The sequence below is a fragment of the Nonomuraea sp. NPDC052265 genome (assembly GCF_044547985.1).
GTDB lineage: Bacteria > Actinomycetota > Actinomycetes > Streptosporangiales > Streptosporangiaceae > Nonomuraea.
Genome location: NZ_JBIUBJ010000004.1, coordinates 82,468 through 96,777, shown reverse-complemented (window position 1 = coordinate 96,777; position 14,310 = coordinate 82,468). Strand labels below are relative to the sequence as shown.

General features: G+C 73.0%; 20 protein-coding genes. 9 read left to right on the top strand and 11 right to left on the bottom strand.

What is annotated here, in order from left to right; genetic code table 11:
- The first annotated feature begins 53 nt into the window (after positions 1–53).
- Together ACIHAD_RS14005 and ACIHAD_RS14000 are read left to right on the top strand one after the other, a co-directional pair.
- Positions 54–815, top strand: a complete 762-nt coding sequence (locus ACIHAD_RS14005; protein ID WP_397354784.1) for a hypothetical protein — start codon at positions 54–56, stop codon at positions 813–815.
- 21 nt (positions 816–836) lie between these two features.
- Positions 837–1,118 carry a DUF2268 domain-containing putative Zn-dependent protease gene (locus ACIHAD_RS14000; RefSeq protein WP_397354783.1) on the top strand — a complete coding sequence of 94 codons (282 nt, stop codon included), beginning with the start codon at positions 837–839 and terminating at the stop codon, positions 1,116–1,118.
- On the opposite strand, the gene ACIHAD_RS13995 is transcribed toward ACIHAD_RS14000, so the two are convergent.
- The gene (locus ACIHAD_RS13995) at positions 1,088–1,726 is read right to left on the bottom strand and encodes a response regulator (RefSeq protein ID WP_397354782.1); all 639 of its coding nucleotides are present in this window, start codon (positions 1,724–1,726) and stop codon (positions 1,088–1,090) included. The two genes, ACIHAD_RS14000 and ACIHAD_RS13995, sit on opposite strands and share 31 nt — an antisense overlap.
- A gap of 91 nt (positions 1,727–1,817) precedes the next feature.
- Complete coding sequence (locus tag ACIHAD_RS13990; protein ID WP_397354781.1) at positions 1,818–3,071, bottom strand: sensor histidine kinase; 1,254 nt, start codon at positions 3,069–3,071, stop codon at positions 1,818–1,820.
- 144 nt (positions 3,072–3,215) lie between these two features.
- On the opposite strand from ACIHAD_RS13990, the gene ACIHAD_RS13985 reads away from it, so the two are divergent.
- Both ACIHAD_RS13985 and ACIHAD_RS13980 read left to right on the top strand, forming a co-directional pair.
- Positions 3,216–3,779 carry a ClpP family protease gene (locus ACIHAD_RS13985; protein WP_397354780.1) on the top strand — a complete coding sequence of 188 codons (564 nt, stop codon included), beginning with the start codon at positions 3,216–3,218 and terminating at the stop codon, positions 3,777–3,779.
- A 2-nt stretch (positions 3,780–3,781) separates the two neighbouring features.
- Positions 3,782–4,399 (top strand): ATP-dependent Clp protease proteolytic subunit, encoded by a 618-nt coding sequence (locus tag ACIHAD_RS13980; protein ID WP_397354779.1) that lies wholly within the window; start codon positions 3,782–3,784, stop codon positions 4,397–4,399.
- A gap of 203 nt (positions 4,400–4,602) precedes the next feature.
- Here ACIHAD_RS13980 and ACIHAD_RS13975 read toward each other — a convergent pair whose 3' ends face one another.
- The 5 genes from ACIHAD_RS13975 to ACIHAD_RS13955 all read right to left on the bottom strand — a co-directional run bounded on the left by ACIHAD_RS13975 (position 4,603) and on the right by ACIHAD_RS13955 (position 7,717).
- Positions 4,603–4,989 carry a S26 family signal peptidase gene (locus ACIHAD_RS13975; protein ID WP_397354777.1) on the bottom strand — a complete coding sequence of 129 codons (387 nt, stop codon included), beginning with the start codon at positions 4,987–4,989 and terminating at the stop codon, positions 4,603–4,605.
- Positions 4,986–6,785, bottom strand: coding sequence for an ABC transporter ATP-binding protein (locus ACIHAD_RS13970; protein ID WP_397354776.1), 1,800 nt, complete (start codon positions 6,783–6,785; stop codon positions 4,986–4,988). Before ACIHAD_RS13970 ends, ACIHAD_RS13975 begins: the two co-directional genes overlap by 4 nt.
- Positions 6,778–7,299, bottom strand: coding sequence for a TlpA family protein disulfide reductase (locus ACIHAD_RS13965; RefSeq protein ID WP_397354775.1), 522 nt, complete (start codon positions 7,297–7,299; stop codon positions 6,778–6,780). Before ACIHAD_RS13965 ends, ACIHAD_RS13970 begins: the two co-directional genes overlap by 8 nt.
- Positions 7,300–7,379: 80 nt before the next feature.
- Positions 7,380–7,535: a hypothetical protein gene (locus ACIHAD_RS13960; protein WP_397354774.1), complete on the bottom strand. Its 156-nt coding sequence runs from the start codon at positions 7,533–7,535 to the stop codon at positions 7,380–7,382.
- Positions 7,536–7,543: 8 nt separating this feature from the next.
- The gene (locus ACIHAD_RS13955; RefSeq protein ID WP_397354773.1) at positions 7,544–7,717 is read right to left on the bottom strand and encodes a hypothetical protein; all 174 of its coding nucleotides are present in this window, start codon (positions 7,715–7,717) and stop codon (positions 7,544–7,546) included.
- Between the two features lie 401 nt (positions 7,718–8,118).
- On the opposite strand from ACIHAD_RS13955, the gene ACIHAD_RS13950 reads away from it, so the two are divergent.
- Positions 8,119–8,880 carry a sulfite exporter TauE/SafE family protein gene (locus ACIHAD_RS13950; RefSeq protein WP_397354771.1) on the top strand — a complete coding sequence of 254 codons (762 nt, stop codon included), beginning with the start codon at positions 8,119–8,121 and terminating at the stop codon, positions 8,878–8,880.
- Here the strand turns inward: ACIHAD_RS13950 and ACIHAD_RS13945 are convergent.
- Both ACIHAD_RS13945 and ACIHAD_RS13940 read right to left on the bottom strand, forming a co-directional pair.
- Positions 8,852–9,115: a hypothetical protein gene (locus ACIHAD_RS13945; RefSeq protein ID WP_397354770.1), complete on the bottom strand. Its 264-nt coding sequence runs from the start codon at positions 9,113–9,115 to the stop codon at positions 8,852–8,854. The two genes, ACIHAD_RS13950 and ACIHAD_RS13945, sit on opposite strands and share 29 nt — an antisense overlap.
- Positions 9,112–9,864 carry a DeoR/GlpR family DNA-binding transcription regulator gene (locus ACIHAD_RS13940; RefSeq protein ID WP_397354768.1) on the bottom strand — a complete coding sequence of 251 codons (753 nt, stop codon included), beginning with the start codon at positions 9,862–9,864 and terminating at the stop codon, positions 9,112–9,114. Before ACIHAD_RS13940 ends, ACIHAD_RS13945 begins: the two co-directional genes overlap by 4 nt.
- 44 nt (positions 9,865–9,908) lie before the next feature.
- Between ACIHAD_RS13940 and ACIHAD_RS13935 the strand changes: the two genes are divergently transcribed.
- From ACIHAD_RS13935 to ACIHAD_RS13925, 3 genes are read left to right on the top strand one after another with little or no spacing between them, the layout of a single operon-like run.
- On the top strand, positions 9,909–10,880 hold the full coding sequence (locus tag ACIHAD_RS13935; RefSeq protein ID WP_397354767.1) for a helix-turn-helix transcriptional regulator: 972 nt from the start codon (positions 9,909–9,911) through the stop codon (positions 10,878–10,880).
- A 42-nt stretch (positions 10,881–10,922) separates the two neighbouring features.
- On the top strand, positions 10,923–11,534 hold the full coding sequence (locus tag ACIHAD_RS13930) for a LysE family translocator (RefSeq protein WP_397354766.1): 612 nt from the start codon (positions 10,923–10,925) through the stop codon (positions 11,532–11,534).
- 40 nt (positions 11,535–11,574) lie between these two features.
- The gene (locus ACIHAD_RS13925; protein ID WP_352328267.1) at positions 11,575–11,787 is read left to right on the top strand and encodes a hypothetical protein; all 213 of its coding nucleotides are present in this window, start codon (positions 11,575–11,577) and stop codon (positions 11,785–11,787) included.
- Between the two features lie 189 nt (positions 11,788–11,976).
- Here the strand turns inward: ACIHAD_RS13925 and ACIHAD_RS13920 are convergent, their stop codons facing one another.
- A complete protein-coding gene (locus ACIHAD_RS13920; RefSeq protein ID WP_397354765.1) occupies positions 11,977–12,855 on the bottom strand; it encodes a hypothetical protein in 879 nt (292 codons plus the stop codon).
- 98 nt (positions 12,856–12,953) lie between these two features.
- Between ACIHAD_RS13920 and ACIHAD_RS13915 the strand changes: the two genes are divergently transcribed.
- On the top strand, positions 12,954–13,472 hold the full coding sequence (locus ACIHAD_RS13915) for a CGNR zinc finger domain-containing protein (RefSeq protein WP_397354764.1): 519 nt from the start codon (positions 12,954–12,956) through the stop codon (positions 13,470–13,472).
- A gap of 44 nt (positions 13,473–13,516) precedes the next feature.
- On the opposite strand, the gene ACIHAD_RS13910 is transcribed toward ACIHAD_RS13915, so the two are convergent.
- Complete coding sequence (locus ACIHAD_RS13910) at positions 13,517–14,278, bottom strand: SDR family NAD(P)-dependent oxidoreductase (protein ID WP_397354763.1); 762 nt, start codon at positions 14,276–14,278, stop codon at positions 13,517–13,519.
- Positions 14,279–14,310: the final 32 nt, after the last annotated feature.

Sequence of the window (14,310 nt, the reverse complement as noted above, 5' to 3'; positions counted from 1 at the left end):
CGCCATTCCACCAAACGCGCCGCGAACGTGCACGACGCCACGTCTGTGCTTTCATGGCAAACGTGGCAAGTCCCCTGCAGTACGGTGATCCGCCCCGGCTGGGGCGCTACGTCGTGCAGGCCCGCCTGCACACGGCTCCGGCCGGGTTCGTCTACCTGGGCCAGGGGCCCGACGGTCGCGCGGTGTCGCTGGCGGTGCTCACGCGGGGCGCGGCCCTGGACGCGGCGGCGCGCGACCGGTTCCTGACCGCGATCAGGGAGACGTCGGGGCGTTCGGGCGGGCGCGGCTGGCTGGGGCTCGGCCGGGCGCGCGCGTCGGTGATCGACGGGGCGCCCGAGGTGCTCGACGTGCACGACGGGCCGGCGCCGTGGGTGGCGGTGCCGTACGCGCCGGGGCAGCCGGGGGCCGAACGGTTCCTGGACCCGGTCATGGTGGGCGGGACGTTCATCGGGCAGGCGCACGGGCCGGACTTCGTGCCGTACTGGCTGACCGACCGCGCGCCAGCGCTGCCGGGGCCGCTGCGGCGGCGGTTGCCGCCCACCGAGACGCGGCGGCGGGTGCTGCTGGCCGCTCTGACGCTGGCGCTGCTGCTGGTGCTGGTCACGACGATCCTGCTGTTGCTGCTGTTCGGCAGGCGCGACAGCGAGCCGATGCCCCGGCAGCTCCCGCCGACGGTGTTCGTGCCCACGCCGCCGCCCACTCCCGCCACGCCGGTGCCGGAGCCCTCGCCGTCGCAGTCCTCGTCGCCGACCCGGACCGGTCCGGGCACGCCGGGACGGTCGCCGGGGGACGAGCTGGGCGAGTCGCCGCTTTAATGCGTTTGAGCCTGACGTTACGTGAGGCTGCAGCGTCCGCGGCATGGGGTTCATCGTTCACGACACGCTCACGGTCATGGCCGACCTGCTGGCCCGGCCGCTCGCCGACCGGCCCGAGGCGCTGCGCGGCTCTCCGGCGGGCAGCCCCGCGGCATTCCCGACATGGCCGGTTACGCGGTGGGGCTGCGGCTGGTGGACCGGGCCCTGGCCGAGACCGGGCTGAGCGCCGCCGAGGCCACCCTGCTGCCGGCCGCGAGGCTGCTGGGCCGATCTCAGCCGGGGGAGACGAACCCGGACTCGTAGGCGGCGATCACGGCCTGGGTGCGGTCGCGCGCGCCCAGCTTGGCCAGCACGTTGCCGACGTGCGTCTTGACGGTCTCCTGGCTGACGATCAGCTCGGCGGCGATCTCGGTGTTGGACATGCCCCTGGTCATCAGCCGCAGCACGTCGCCCTCGCGGCCGGTGAGCCGGTCGATCCCCGGCACGTGGCCGCGCGGGCGGCGGCCGGCCAGGGTGCGGATCGCGGCCGGGAACAGCAGCGACTCGCCGGCCGCGACCAGCCTGATCGCCTGGATCAGGTCGTCCGGTCTGGTGCGCTTGAGCAGGAAGCCGCTCGCGCCGGCGCGCAGGGCGTCGTAGACGTGGTCGTCGTTCTCGAACGTGGTCACGACCAGGACCTTGGGCGGGTCGTCGAGCTGCACGAGCCGGCGGGTGGCCTGGATGCCGTCCATGGCGGGCATGCGGACGTCCATCAGCACGACGTCGGGGCGTTCGCGGCGCACGACCGGCAGGACGGCGGCGCCGTCCCCGGCCTCGCCGACCACGCGCAGGCCGGGCTCGGCGTCGATGATGACGCGCAGCCCGGCGCGGATGAGGTCCTCGTCGTCGGCGATCACGACCTTGAGTGTCATGCGCTCGACCCTAGAGCCACGCGGACCGGCGGGATTTCGGGTGTCATGGGCTTGACCGTAGCGGGAGGCGGACCGTCTTCGGCCGCGGGTGTCACGGGGTTGATCGTAGCGGGAGGCGGACCGACACCGTCCAGCCGCTCTCGTCGGGGCCGGCGCGCAGGTCGCCGCGGAGCAGGCGCACGCGTTCGCGCATGCCGGCCACGCCGCGGCCGCCCCTCCCGCCGCCTCGCCCGCGGCCCCCGTCGCGGCCCGTGCCGGGGTTGCTGACCTCCAGCCGCAGGTCGTCCCCTTGGACGGCGGCGGCCAGTCGCACCGGGCCGCGGCCGTGCCTGATCGCGTTGGTGAGCGCCTCTTGGAGGATGCGGTACGCCTCCCTGGAGACCACGGCGGGCACGCCGGACAGGTCGCCCACCTCCTGCTGCACCTCGGCGCCGGAGGCGGCCACCAGCGCGCCGAGGTCGGCCAGCGTCGCCTGCGGCGCCCGCCGCGCCTCCTCGCCCGCCTCGCCGTCCTCATGGCGGCTCTCATGGCGGCTCTGTCGGTGGTCCTCGCGCAGGACGCCGAGCACGTGGTCGAGGTCCTCCAGCGCGGCGCGGGCCGACTGCTCGATGGCCGCCAGGGCGGTCCTGGCGGTGGCCGGGTCGCGGTCGAGCACGCGTCCGGCCGCGGCGGCCTGCAAGGTGACGACGCTGAGCGCGTGCCCGACCGAGTCGTGCAGCTCGCGGGCCAGCCGGTTGCGTTCGGCCAGCGTACGGGCGTGTTCCTCGGCGGCGGCCAGCCGTTCGGCCGGGGTGGGGCCGAGCAGCGGGGGAGCCAGGGCGGCCAGCAGCGCGCCCGCGCCCGCCGCGCCCGCCACCAGCAGCGCCAGCACCGCCACGCCCGCCGCCGCCCACAGCAGGGACGGCCACCCCGGCTCGGCCGTCAGGCCCATCACCGGCATCGGCTCCCCGATGAACGGCAGCGCCAGCGTGAACGCCGTGAACGGCACCACCGCCAGCGTGAACCCGCTCACCAGGCCGCCGACCGCCAGATGCAGCGTGAACCACGCCGCGGTGCGCCGCCGCTCCTGCCAGGACCTGCGGGCCTGCCGCGGCGGCGGCTCCACGCGCGCCCCGAGCAGCCCCTGGGCGGCGTTCACCTCCAGCGCGCGCACCGGCAGGAACAGCCCGGTCACCGCCACCACCGGCAGCACCGCGAGGAACACCCCGACCTGGATCGGCATCAGCAGGTCGGGCGAGACGCCGCGCCACACCCCGGCGACCAGCACCCCGGCCATCATGTACGGCATCAGCAGCGCGCCGCCCAGGATGAGGCACGCCCATCGGCGGGGGAGGTTCCTTCTCACACCCGCGATTGTATGTCGATACTTTTTCGCGCTGGGAGTAATGCGCCGTGAGTGAAATGCGCCCCCAGCGAAAATGGGCGGGAATTCGCCGTCGCCGGGTCTAGCGTTTTTCGCGGAATTAGTTTCGACAGAAAGGCGACGTCAATGACGGAGACCCAGCGCGCGGCCTGGCCTGAACAGCTCAGTCAGCGCCTGCTGAAGGAACGCATCGTGGTTCTCGGCCAGGAGGTCGACGACGAGATTTGCAACCGGCTCTGCGGCGAGCTGCTTTTGCTGGCGGCCGAAGACCCCAGGCGGGACATAACCCTGTACATCAATTCTCCGGGCGGCTCGGTCACGGCCGGGATGGCGCTCTACGACATGATGCAGTTCGTCCCGTGCGACGTGGCGACGGTGGCGATGGGCTTCGCCGCCTCCATGGGCCAGGTGCTGCTGACCGCCGGCGCGCCGGGCAAGCGCTACGCCCTGCCCAACGCCCGCATCGTCATGCACCAGCCGCTGGGCGGCATCGGCGGGTCGGCCAGCGACATCCAGATCCAGGCCGACAACATGCTCTACACCAAGCGCAGGATGGCCGAGATCATCGCCCGCCACACTGGCCAGCCGCTGGAGCGCATCCAGGCCGACTCCGACCGCGACCGATGGTTCACCGCCCAGGAGGCGCTGGAGTACGGGTTCGTCGACTACATCGCCGAAGGGATGAACTGACCATGAGCGGTCGTTACGTGCTGCCCTCCTTCACCGAGCGCACCTCCTACGGGGTGCGGGAGATGAACCCGTACAACAAGCTGTTCGAGGACCGGGTGGTGTTCATCGGCGCCCCGATCGACGACACGGTGGCCAACGACGTCATGGCCCAGCTCCTCACGCTGGAGTCGCTCGATCCCGACCAGGACATCAACATGTACATCAACTCGCCGGGCGGGTCGTTCACGGCGATGACGGCCATCTACGACACGATGCAGTTCGTCCGGCCGGAGATCCACACGGTCTGCATCGGCGAGGCGTCCTCGGCGGCGGCCGTCCTGCTGGCGGCGGGCACGCCGGGCAAGCGGGCGGCCCTGCCGCACGCGCGCGTCCTGCTGCACCAGCCGGCCACCGAGGGCGGCCGGGGGCAGTCGAGCGACCTGGAGATCCACGCCAGGGAGATCGTGCGGATGCGCGACCAGCAGGAGGAGATCCTGGCCCGCCACACCGGGCGCGGGGGGCTGGAGATCAGGAAGGACATCGAGCGCGACCGCATCTTCACCGCCGAGCAGGCGCGCAGCTACCGGCTGATCGACGACATCTACGCCTCCAGGAAGCGCGCCCTGGTCCCCGCCCGCTGACCTTCCCGGGGCCCGGCCGGCCGGGCCCCGGGGGTCATCCGTCCCGGTCGTCGCGGACGGCGCGCAGGGTGAGCACGTTCAGGCTCCCGTCTGCTCGCCGGGGCGGGCGATCACGAGCACCACGACGACCGCCCACAGCAGGTTGCAGACGTCAGCCGTCGTGGGGGGCGGGCCCTTCGACCGTCGGCGCGATGCCCCCGCTGCTACGTCCGAATGGGGGCAGAGCGCACCACCGCGACCACCGCTGACGCGGGCAGCAGGCCGAACTGCCGCGAATCCGCGCTCCGGCCCGGGTTGTCGCCCAGGACGGCGACGCGCCCCGCCGGCACGACGCCGCTCCCGAGCACGGCGGGCAGCCGCTCGCCCTCACGGGCGGCCAGCCGCTTCACCATCAGCCCGCCGCGGCCGCGCACGACCACGACGTCGCCGGTGACGCCCGCGGCCCTGCGCGCGAGCAGTCGCTGACCCGGTCGCAGGGTCGGCACCATGCTGACGCCCTCGACGGTGACGGCCAGGTAGCGCCCGCGCAGCCACACCAGCCCCGCCGCCGCGAGCGCCGCCGCCACCGCCACCGCCAGCAGGTACCTCATCCGACCGCCTCCGCGACGTACCCGCTGGACTGCAGCGTGAACAGCCGGGAGTAGGGCCCGTCGCGTTCCATCAGCTCCCGGTGCCGCCCCTGCTCGACGACCCGTCCCTCGTCCAGGACCACGATGAGGTCGGCGTCGCGCACGGTGTTGAGCCGGTGGGAGATGAGCAGGCTCGTACGGCCCGCCCGTCCCGCGCGCATCCGGAGGTGGATGTCGTACTCCGCCTCGGGGTCGAGTCCGGAGCTCGGTTCGTCCAGGATCATCAGTTCCGGATCTTCTCGTATCAGCGCCCGGGCGATGGCGATCCGCTGCCACTGCCCGCCCGACAGCTCGACCCCCGCGCTCCCTTCGGCCTCGTCGTCGAAGAACAGCCTGGTCAGCAACGTGTCATAGCCTCTGGGCAGCGCCTCGATGGTGCCGTCGATCCCCGCTCGCCCGGCCGCAGCCCTGATGGCGGACCCCGAGCCGATCAGCGGGAGGTTCCCGAGTCCGATGTTCTCGGCGGCCGACAGGTCGTAGGCCATGTGGTCCTGGAACACCGCGCTGATCCTGGCCCGCAGGTCCTCCGGCGCCGCGTCGCGGAGGTCGACGCCGTCCCACAGGATCGTGCCCCTGGTGGGGTCGTAGAACCTGCACAGCAGCTTGACCAGGGTGCTCTTGCCCGCGCCGTTCAGGCCGACGAGTGCGAGGGCGCGGCCGTACGGGATGAAGAGGTCGACGCCGCGCAGGATCCAGGGATGGTCGTCGCCGTAACGGAACCACACGTCGCGCAGCTCGATCCCGCGGCGCAGCGCGGGCAGCGGGACGGCGGCGACCGGCAGGTCGGGCGGGGTGGAGGTGACGCGAAGGTAGTGGGAGAAGAGCCGCAGGCTCTGCGAGATCTGCGCGATGGTCTGCGCCAGCGTGTTGAGGCCCTGCTGGGTGCCCGCCACGGCGCCCGCGAACATCGCCACGTCGCCGACGCTGAGCTCGCCGGCGCTCGCCGCCAGCCCCGTCCACACCAGCCCGCCGCCGGCGACCAGCGCGGCCAGCAGTTCGAGCCCGCCGTGCGAGGTCAGCTGCAGCACGTCCAGGCGGCGCTGGACGCGGTTGACCTGCCTGCGCTCGTCCAGCATGCGGCCGCGCAGGAAACGTCCCGTCCCGAAGAGCCTGATCTCCTTGGCGGCCTGGGTTCCGGTGAGCAGCTGCCCGTAGAAGAACTGGCGGCGTTCGGCGGGGCTGGTCTGCCACAACATCGCCGCCTGCCGCCTGGCCAGCCCCAACTGTACGGCGAGCGCGGGCGCCAGCGACGCCAGCACGATCGCGGCCATCCACGGGTTGATCAGGGCCACGGCGCCCAGGAACCCGGTGATGGTGAGAGCGGCCCTGCCCGCCTCGAACAGTGATCCGAGCAGCCCGTGGCAGCTCGCGGTGGACTGCTGCGCCAGGCGCAGCCGGTCGAGGAAGGCGGGGTCCTCGAAATGCCGCAGCCCCACGAAGCGCTCGGTGGCCCCGAAGAGCCGGTCGGTGGCGCGCAGTCCCACCGACCGGCCCAGGGCGCTGTTGGCGAAGGCCGACACCGCGGGCAGCACCCCCGCGGCCAGCCCGCAGGTGGCGAGCCCCAGCGCCGGACCGAGCACGGGACCGCTGTGCCGGCTCAGCGCGTCGAGCAGGGTCTTGGTCAGCCACGCCGCGGCGATCGGCAGCAGCGCCTGGACCAGCGTGGTCGCGACGTAGGCGATCACCATGGCGGGCGCGCCGCGCCAGGCCAGTTCCGCGGCCCCGGCCAGCGCGCGAGGTGAGGACACCTCAGCCATGCGCGGCGGCGAGCACGTCGTCGAGGGTGTGGCCCGCGGCGAGCACGGTACGGCTCGCGTCCAGGAGGAACACCTGGGGGAAGGACTCGACCTTGAACGCCTCGGTCAGCGGTCCGCCGTCCGGTCCGCCGTGCACGACCCTGGCGACGGGGTCGAGGAGTTCCCGCAGCGTGCCCGTGTCGTCGGGGAATCCGGCGATCACGGCGAAGACCTGCTCGCGTGCCATGGTCCCGGCCAGCTCGGCGAACGCGGGCGCGAGCTTCTTGCACGGGGCGCAGGTGGGCGAGAAGAAGCCGATCAGCGTGCGCTCGGGCAGCGGGGATCCCGGCTCGAACTCCGCAACCGTCTCGCCGGGCCGCACAGCGGGCGGGGGGCCGTCGGCGGGCCGCTCGTACAGGGTGTTGAGCCGTTCGGTGTGCTCGCGGAGCCTGCGGATGATGCCCATCGCGAGCATCACGTTGGCCACGCACAGCACGGCGAGGATCATGACGGCGGTCCACAGCGCGTAAATCATCTGGCCTCCTCGTCGAGGGAAAAGGAGGGCCGGACCCCGATGGCGGAGCCCGGCCCGCGGATCATGACATCGACGGGTTCCTAACAGAGCGTCCAGCCGTTGCACCTGGTGCCGGTGCTGTAGACGCAGCACCGGCGGCAGTAGCGGCCGTTGATTTCCTCCCAGCAGTTGCTGGCCGCGGCCGTGAGGTGGGGGACGAGCCGGGCGACGAGGCGGTCACACAGGTTGTGAATCATGAGCCCTCCTAGCAGGCCACGTAGCCGTTGCACCTGGTACCGGACGTGTAGAGGCAGCACCAGCGCTTGTAGCAGGTGCCGTCGACGATGAGGTAGTCCCAGTTGCAGTTCGAGGCTTCGGCCTTGACCTGGGGGACGAGTAGCGCGACCGTGCGGTCGCAGAGTCGGGTGAACACGCTCATTGAGCCCTCGCTTTCTGCGGCGGACGAACCTTTCGCCTGCACACTGACCCGGCGGTCTCAGCGGTTTCTCAGTGATTTCGCAGCGATTTCTCAAAGGCCGAGGGTGTTCCCGTTCGCCTGCCTGCTGGCGGATCGGGCCCGCATCAGGGCCGCCGCGTGCACGAACGCCGGCCCTGGGCGTGGATCCGGCGGGCGTGCGGAGGGCCGGAACCCGGGGGTCCGGTACCGCCGAATCAAGGGGCCGCCCGCCCGGAGCCGGGGGTGGCCCGGGGGGAACCACGGGGGCCGACCAGGTGGGGGAGCGGAGGACCAGGTGCCTGGGGGAGGGGGTGGGCTGCGGTGGGGGATTGGCGGAGGGGCTGTAGGCTTTTGGGCGTTTCTTGGGGGACTGGGGGAGCGGCGTGCCGCTGGAGCATGTTGTGGTGTTGCTGGCGGCGGCGGCCAGTGCCGGGTGGGTCGACGCCGTCGTCGGCGGCGGCGGGCTGGTGCAACTGCCGGCCCTGCTGATGACCGGCATGCCGCCCGTCCAGGCCATGGCGACCAACAAGTTCTCCTCGGTGTTCGGCACGGCCTCGGCCGCCGTGGCGTACGCGCGTTCCACCAAGATCGACCGTCAGGTGGCGTTACCGGGGGCGGCGCTGGCCGTGGTGAGCGCCGGGCTGGGCGCGTGGGCGGCCGCGGCGATCTCGGCGGAGGTGTTGCGTCCGGTCGTGATGGTGGTGCTGCTGGGTGTGGCGGCGTTCGTCACGTTGCGTCCTTCGATGGGCGCGCTGCCCCAGCCGCACCTGCGGACGAACGCCCGGGTCGTGGCGGCGGTGGCCGTGGCGGGCGTGGGCATCGCCTTCTACGACGGCATCATGGGGCCGGGCACCGGCACGTTCCTCATCATCGCCTTCACCACCATCCTCGGCCTGGACTTCGTCGCCGCGTCCGCCTCGGCGAAGATCATCAATGTGGGCACCAACCTCGGGGCGCTGGCGGTGTTCGGGCTGCAGGGCCACGTGCAGTGGGCGCTCGGGCTCGGCATGGCGCTGTGCAACGTGGCGGGCGCCCAGCTCGGCGCCAGGATGGCGATCAGGCGCGGGACGGCGTTCGTCCGGGTCGTGCTGTTGTGCGTGGTGGCGGCGATGGTGGTCAGGCTCGGCTGGCAGCAGTTCGGCTGACCTCCGGCACGCCGCCACCCGCCAAAGTGGCCGGTATCAGGCGCCGCGGGGCCAGGCGGCCGACGGTCGTCATGCCCGCGACGGCGCCCGCGGCGATGGCCAGCAGCGCCAGGCTGAGCCGTCCCGCGTCGAGCCCGAGGCTTTCCTTGATGGCGGGGATGCGGGCCGTCCAGGTGCCGATGGCCATGCCGGCCAGGAAGAACAGCAGGTGGACGGCCGTCCGTTCGCGTCTCACCCGGCCTCCTTGACGTCCACCCCGGCCGCGAGGAGCGCGTCACGCTGCTCGGGCGGCACACCCTCGTCGGTCACCACGACGTCCAGGCGGGAGATCGGGCAGACCGCGCCGAAGGCCGTACGGGAGAACTTGCCCGAGTCGCAGGCCACGATCACCCGCCGGGCGGCGGCGATGGCCGCCCGCTTGACCGCGACCTCGGGCAGGTCGTGCGCGGTCAGGCCGTGCTCGGCCGACAGGCCGCAGCAGCCGATCACCGCGGTGTCGAAGCGCAGCGCCGCGATGGAGTTCTCGGTGAGCGGGCCCATGAAGTTCAGCTCGCCCTTGCGCACCTCGCCGCCGGGCAGGACCAGGCGCACCCGCGGCGCGGCGGCCAGCAGGGAGGCCGCCTGCAACGCCAGCGGCAGCACGGTCAGCCGCCGTCCGGCCAGGGCGCGGGCCACCTCCAGCACGGTGGTGCCGCTGTCCAGCACGACCGCCTCCCCGTCGGCGATCAGGGCCGCGACCTGGACGCCGATCCGCCGCTTGGCCTCCACCGCCTCCCGCTCGCGGACCCCGAACGGCGGCTCCTCGCCGCGCGGCAGCAGGGACAGCGCCCCGCCCCTGACCCGGCGGACCACGCCCTGCTGGGCCAGCTCGTCCAGGTCGCGCCTGATCGTCATCTCCGACACGCCGTGCTCCTCGGCCAGCGCGGCCACCGAGACGCTGTCGTGGGCGCGCAGGGCGTTCATGATGGCTGTCACACGTTCCACATGTTCATACAAACACGAACAATGTGCGCAATACAATGACGGATATGCGTGCCAGCCGTCTGCTCTCCGTCCTCCTGCTGCTGCAGACGCGGGGCCGCATGACCGCGCCCGAGCTGGCCGCCGAGCTGGAGGTGTCGATCCGCACGGTCTACCGGGACGTGGAGGCCCTGTCGGCGGCCGGCGTCCCGGTGTACGCCGACCGCGGACCGGCCGGCGGCTACCAGCTCCTGGACGGCTACCGCACCCGTCTCACCGGGCTGACGAGCCAGGAGGCGTCCTCGCTGTTCCTGGCCGGGCTGCCGGGACCCGCCGCCGAGCTGGGGCTGGCCGAGGTCGCGGCCGCCGCCGAGCTGAAGCTGCTGGCCGCGCTGCCGCCCGAGCCGCGCTCGCACGCCTCCCGGATGCGCGAGCGCTTCCTGCTGGACGTGCCCGGCTGGTACCGCTCGGCCGACGACGTGCCGCACCTGAGCGACGTGGCCGAAGGGGTGTGGGAGCGGCGGCCGCTGCGCATGACCTACCGCCGGTGGGGCCAGAAGGTGGTCGACCGGGTGATCCACCCGTACGGGCTGGTGCTCAAAGGGGGCTCGTGGTACCTCGTCGCCGCGCCGCCCGACGGTTCCCCGCGTACCTACCGGGTCTCGCGCATCCTCACCGTCGAGCAGCTTCCCGGCCGGTTCCTCAGGCCCGAGGGCTTCGATCTGGCGGCGTTCTGGCGGGAGTACGCCAAGGAGTTCCGCGAGCGCATGTACACCGCCGAGGCCGTCATCAGGCTGGCGCCGGAACGGGAGGACCTGCTGGCGTACACGATGGGGTCCGACGTGGTCGCCGCGGCGCTGGCCGCGGCGGGCGAGCCCGACCCCGAGGGGTGGCGGGTGCTCACCGTGCCGGTCGAGTCGCTGACGCACGCCCGCTGGCTGCTGCTGCGCATGGGCGCCGACGTCGAGGTGCTGGAGCCGGCCGAGCTGCGGACGCTGATGTCCGAGGCGGTGGCCGGTCTCGGCAAGCTGTACGGATAATTCAGGAGATAGCCCGTCGCCTTCTCTGTCAGCATGCCCACCATGTACCTTCTGGCTTTCGTCGGCGCGTGCTTCCTGGTGGCCATGGTCCCCGGCGTGAGCACCGCCATCATCCTGCGTCAGACCCTCCGCTCGGGCCGCGGTTCCGGCCTGGCGGCCACGCTGGGCAACGAGACCGGCATCCTGCTGTGGGCGCTGGCCGCCGCGTTCGGCCTGTCGGCGCTGCTGGTGGCCTCGCAGGTCGCCTACGACGTCATGCGCGTCACCGGCGCCGTCGTGCTGGTCGTCATGGGCGCCCAGGCGCTGTGGCAGGCGCGCAAGGGGTCGCCGCCGGCGGAGGGCGAGGTGGTGGCCGGGCTGCGCGGGTCGTACCTGTCGGGGCTGGGCACCTGCCTGGCCAACCCCAAGGCCGCGGTGTTCGCGATGTCGTTCCTGCCGCAGTTCGTGCCCTCCGGGCAGAACGTGCCCCTGACGCTGGTGAGCCTCGCCGTCGTGTGGGTGCTGGTGGACACCGTCTGGTACGGCCTGCTCATCTGGACGGTAGCCAAGGCCAAGGACTTCCTCGGCCGCCCGGCCGTCCGGCGCCGCCTGGAGCAGATCTCCGGCGTCGTGCTCATCGGCCTCGGCGTGCGCCTGGTCCTGGACGCACGATGACCCGCCGAGCCGGCGGGAGATCGTGGACTACCTTTAGGGCATGACCAACGACCTGGCGTCCCTGATGAGGCAGGCGCAGGACGACGATCCGCTGCTCGCCCTGCACGCCACCACCGCCCTGCGGCGCGAGATCGAGCGCCTGGAGGCCGTCCAGGTGCGGCGGGCCCGGGTGGCGGGCCTGCCCTGGGCGCAGATCGCCGACGCGATCGGCGTCAGCAAGCAGGCCGTGCACAAGAAGTACGGCCGCCGCTGATCACCCCCGCGGCCACCGCGCGGCGAACCGGTCCAGGACGAGGTTCCAGGAGTAGCCGCGGGCGGATGCGCCCGCCCCCCGCCTCCGCCCGGATACCGCCGTGCCCATGGGCCCGCACGCCGAGATCAGCCTGTGGCAGCCCGCGCCCGGCTTCGACCGAGACCTCCGGGGTCACCGGCGCTCACGGGGTCAGTCGGGGGCCTTGACCGTGGTGATGCCGAGCGTGCTGGTCATGGGCAGCAGGCCGGCCTCGAAGACCGCGCCCAGCAGCGGAGCGCCGAGGTGGGCCAGCCGCTCCGCGCGTTCCTCGCCCAGCTCCCGCCAGGGCTGCGCGGCCAGCTCGTCGGTGCGGCGTTCGACCTGGTCGCGCAGCGCCCGCCCGCGTTCGGTGGCCTGGCCGGAGGCGTCCAGCAGGCCGCGCGCGGCCAGCCGTTCGGCGGCCTCGGCCCACTCCTGGCCGCTCCAGCCGCGTCCGGCGAAGTTCTCCGGCGGCGCGGCCCCGATCGCGGCGAAGGACACCAGTGACTCGCACGGGTCCAGCCCGGCCGTCAGCAGCGCCGCCACGTGCCCGTCGCCGCGGTGCTCACGCAGCACGGTCGCGGCCTGCCACAGCACCAGGTGCGGCTCCTCGGGCCAGGGCAGGTCGAGGTTGGCGGCGGCGAGCGGCCGCCCCGCCGCCGTCACGCTCTCGGCGGCCCGCCGGGCCAGCCCGGCCGCCTCGGCGAGCTCCGGCCCGCCCAGCCGGTCGCCGAACAGCCCGCGACAGGTACGGTCGATCGCCACCAGCCGCGCCTGCAGCACCTTCTCGGGAGAGGCGGTCTCCCACACGCCCGGCACGTGCTCGCCGACCGTCCGCGGGCTGAAGCTGTAGTACGCGGCGGTCGCCAGGTGTGCCCCCGCCCGGCCGAGCGGTGCGGTGCGGTAGGCGAAATAGCTCGGCCAGCGTGACTCGACGTCATAGCCCAACGCGGCGGCCTCGGCGAACGCCTGGGGTGCGAAGTACAGCACGGCGTGCAGCGGCTCGATCTGGTGCCACATGCGGCGGGAGAGACGGGGCCATGGGCTCACGACGGAACACCTCACTGTCTAGATAGGCTAGGCCAGTGACGATAGACGCGTGGCGCATCACTGGTCAATCGCAAATAGACAGTTATGTCGGGAGGTGGGTGGATCTGGCCGCCCTGCTGGTCAACGAACTGGCCGTCACCCAGGCGCGCGGCCGTCCCGCCGTACCGCCCGCCGACCGGCGCGCCGCCCTCGACGCCGCGTTCGTCCAGCACGGGTGGACGCCCAGCAAGGCGCTGACCGGCGCCGACGCCGACCGGCTGGCCGAGGTGGCCGCCGAGCTGCATCCCGCCTTCGCCGCCGGTCCCGCCGCGCCGGACGTCCTGAACCGGGCCCTGGTGCGGCACGGCGCCGTCCCCAACCTGCACGGCGACCCGCCCGTCCTGGCCTTCCACGGCCCGGACGCCGACCTGGTGGACGCCTGGGCGGCCGACACGGCCACGGCCCTGGCCATGGTGATCGGCGTCGGCCAGGGGGTGCGGCTGCGCTCGTGCGAGGCCACGGTCTGCGACCTGGTCTTCTTCGACGTCACCCGCAACGCCTCGCGCCGGTTCTGCGGCCTGTCCTGCCAGAACCGCGCCAAGGCCAGCGCCTACCGCGCCCGCCGCCGCACCTCGTAACTGATCTACAACGTAAAGGCGCTGGGCCTTCGTGACCGAAGCCGTCAGTGCACCGAGAACCCGCCGTCGACGAAGAGCATCTGGCCCGTGACGAACGCCGAGGCGTCCCCGGCCAGGAACACCGCCGCGCCCGCGAAGTCGGCCGGCAGGCCGTTGCGGCCGGTCATGTGGCGGGCGGCCAGCTCCTCGACGCGACCGGGGACGGCCTGGGCGGGCTCGGTCAGCGGGGTCAGCACGAATCCGGGGATGATCGTGTTGACGCAGACGCCGTGCGCCGACCACGCCTCGGCCTGGGAGCGGGTGAGGCCGGCGACGGCGGCCTTGGCGGCGCCGTACACGCCGCTGTCGCCGAAGGCGCTGATGGTCTGCTGGGAGCCGATGTTGATGACGCGTCCCCAGCCGCGGGCGGCCATGCGGGGGCCGAAGTGCCGGCCGAGCAGGTAGGGGGCGGTCAGGTGCACGGCGATGGTCTGCTCGTAGTCGCCGGGGGTGAGCTCGGCCATGGGCTTGCGGATGTTGTTGCCGGCGGCGTTGACCAGGATGTCGATCTCGCCGGCGGCGGCGCACAGGCGGGCGAGGTCGTCCCGGTCGTGCAGGTCGGCGCTGACGGCGGAGGTGGTGACGCCGTGGGCGCGCAGCCGGTCGGCGGCCTGTGCGAGCTCGGCGGGCCGGCGGGCGGCGAGCACGATCTCTGCTCCGGCCCGGCCGATCGCCTCGGCCATGGCCAGGCCGATCCCGGAGCTGCCGCCGGTGACGAGGGCGCGGCGGCCGTGCAGGGAGAACAGGTCACGCAGATAGTCCGACACGACCGCCCAAGCTAGCACCAGCCGTACGGGGA

Excerpts from the sequence above, each read along its gene's own strand:
- ACIHAD_RS14005 (WP_397354784.1), top strand. The coding sequence starts at position 54 with ATGGCAAACGTGGCAAGTCCCCTGCAGTACGGTGATCCGCCCCGGCTG.
- ACIHAD_RS13995 (WP_397354782.1), bottom strand. The coding sequence starts at position 1,726 with ATGACACTCAAGGTCGTGATCGCCGACGACGAGGACCTCATCCGCGCC.
- ACIHAD_RS13985 (WP_397354780.1), top strand. The coding sequence starts at position 3,216 with ATGACGGAGACCCAGCGCGCGGCCTGGCCTGAACAGCTCAGTCAGCGC.
- ACIHAD_RS13980 (WP_397354779.1), top strand. The coding sequence starts at position 3,782 with ATGAGCGGTCGTTACGTGCTGCCCTCCTTCACCGAGCGCACCTCCTAC.
- ACIHAD_RS13975 (WP_397354777.1), bottom strand. The coding sequence starts at position 4,989 with ATGAGGTACCTGCTGGCGGTGGCGGTGGCGGCGGCGCTCGCGGCGGCG.
- ACIHAD_RS13970 (WP_397354776.1), bottom strand. The coding sequence starts at position 6,785 with ATGGCTGAGGTGTCCTCACCTCGCGCGCTGGCCGGGGCCGCGGAACTG.
- ACIHAD_RS13965 (WP_397354775.1), bottom strand. The coding sequence starts at position 7,299 with ATGATTTACGCGCTGTGGACCGCCGTCATGATCCTCGCCGTGCTGTGC.
- ACIHAD_RS13960 (WP_397354774.1), bottom strand. The coding sequence starts at position 7,535 with ATGATTCACAACCTGTGTGACCGCCTCGTCGCCCGGCTCGTCCCCCAC.
- ACIHAD_RS13955 (WP_397354773.1), bottom strand. The coding sequence starts at position 7,717 with ATGAGCGTGTTCACCCGACTCTGCGACCGCACGGTCGCGCTACTCGTC.
- ACIHAD_RS13935 (WP_397354767.1), top strand. The coding sequence starts at position 9,909 with ATGCGTGCCAGCCGTCTGCTCTCCGTCCTCCTGCTGCTGCAGACGCGG.
- ACIHAD_RS13930 (WP_397354766.1), top strand. The coding sequence starts at position 10,923 with ATGTACCTTCTGGCTTTCGTCGGCGCGTGCTTCCTGGTGGCCATGGTC.
- ACIHAD_RS13925 (WP_352328267.1), top strand. The coding sequence starts at position 11,575 with ATGACCAACGACCTGGCGTCCCTGATGAGGCAGGCGCAGGACGACGAT.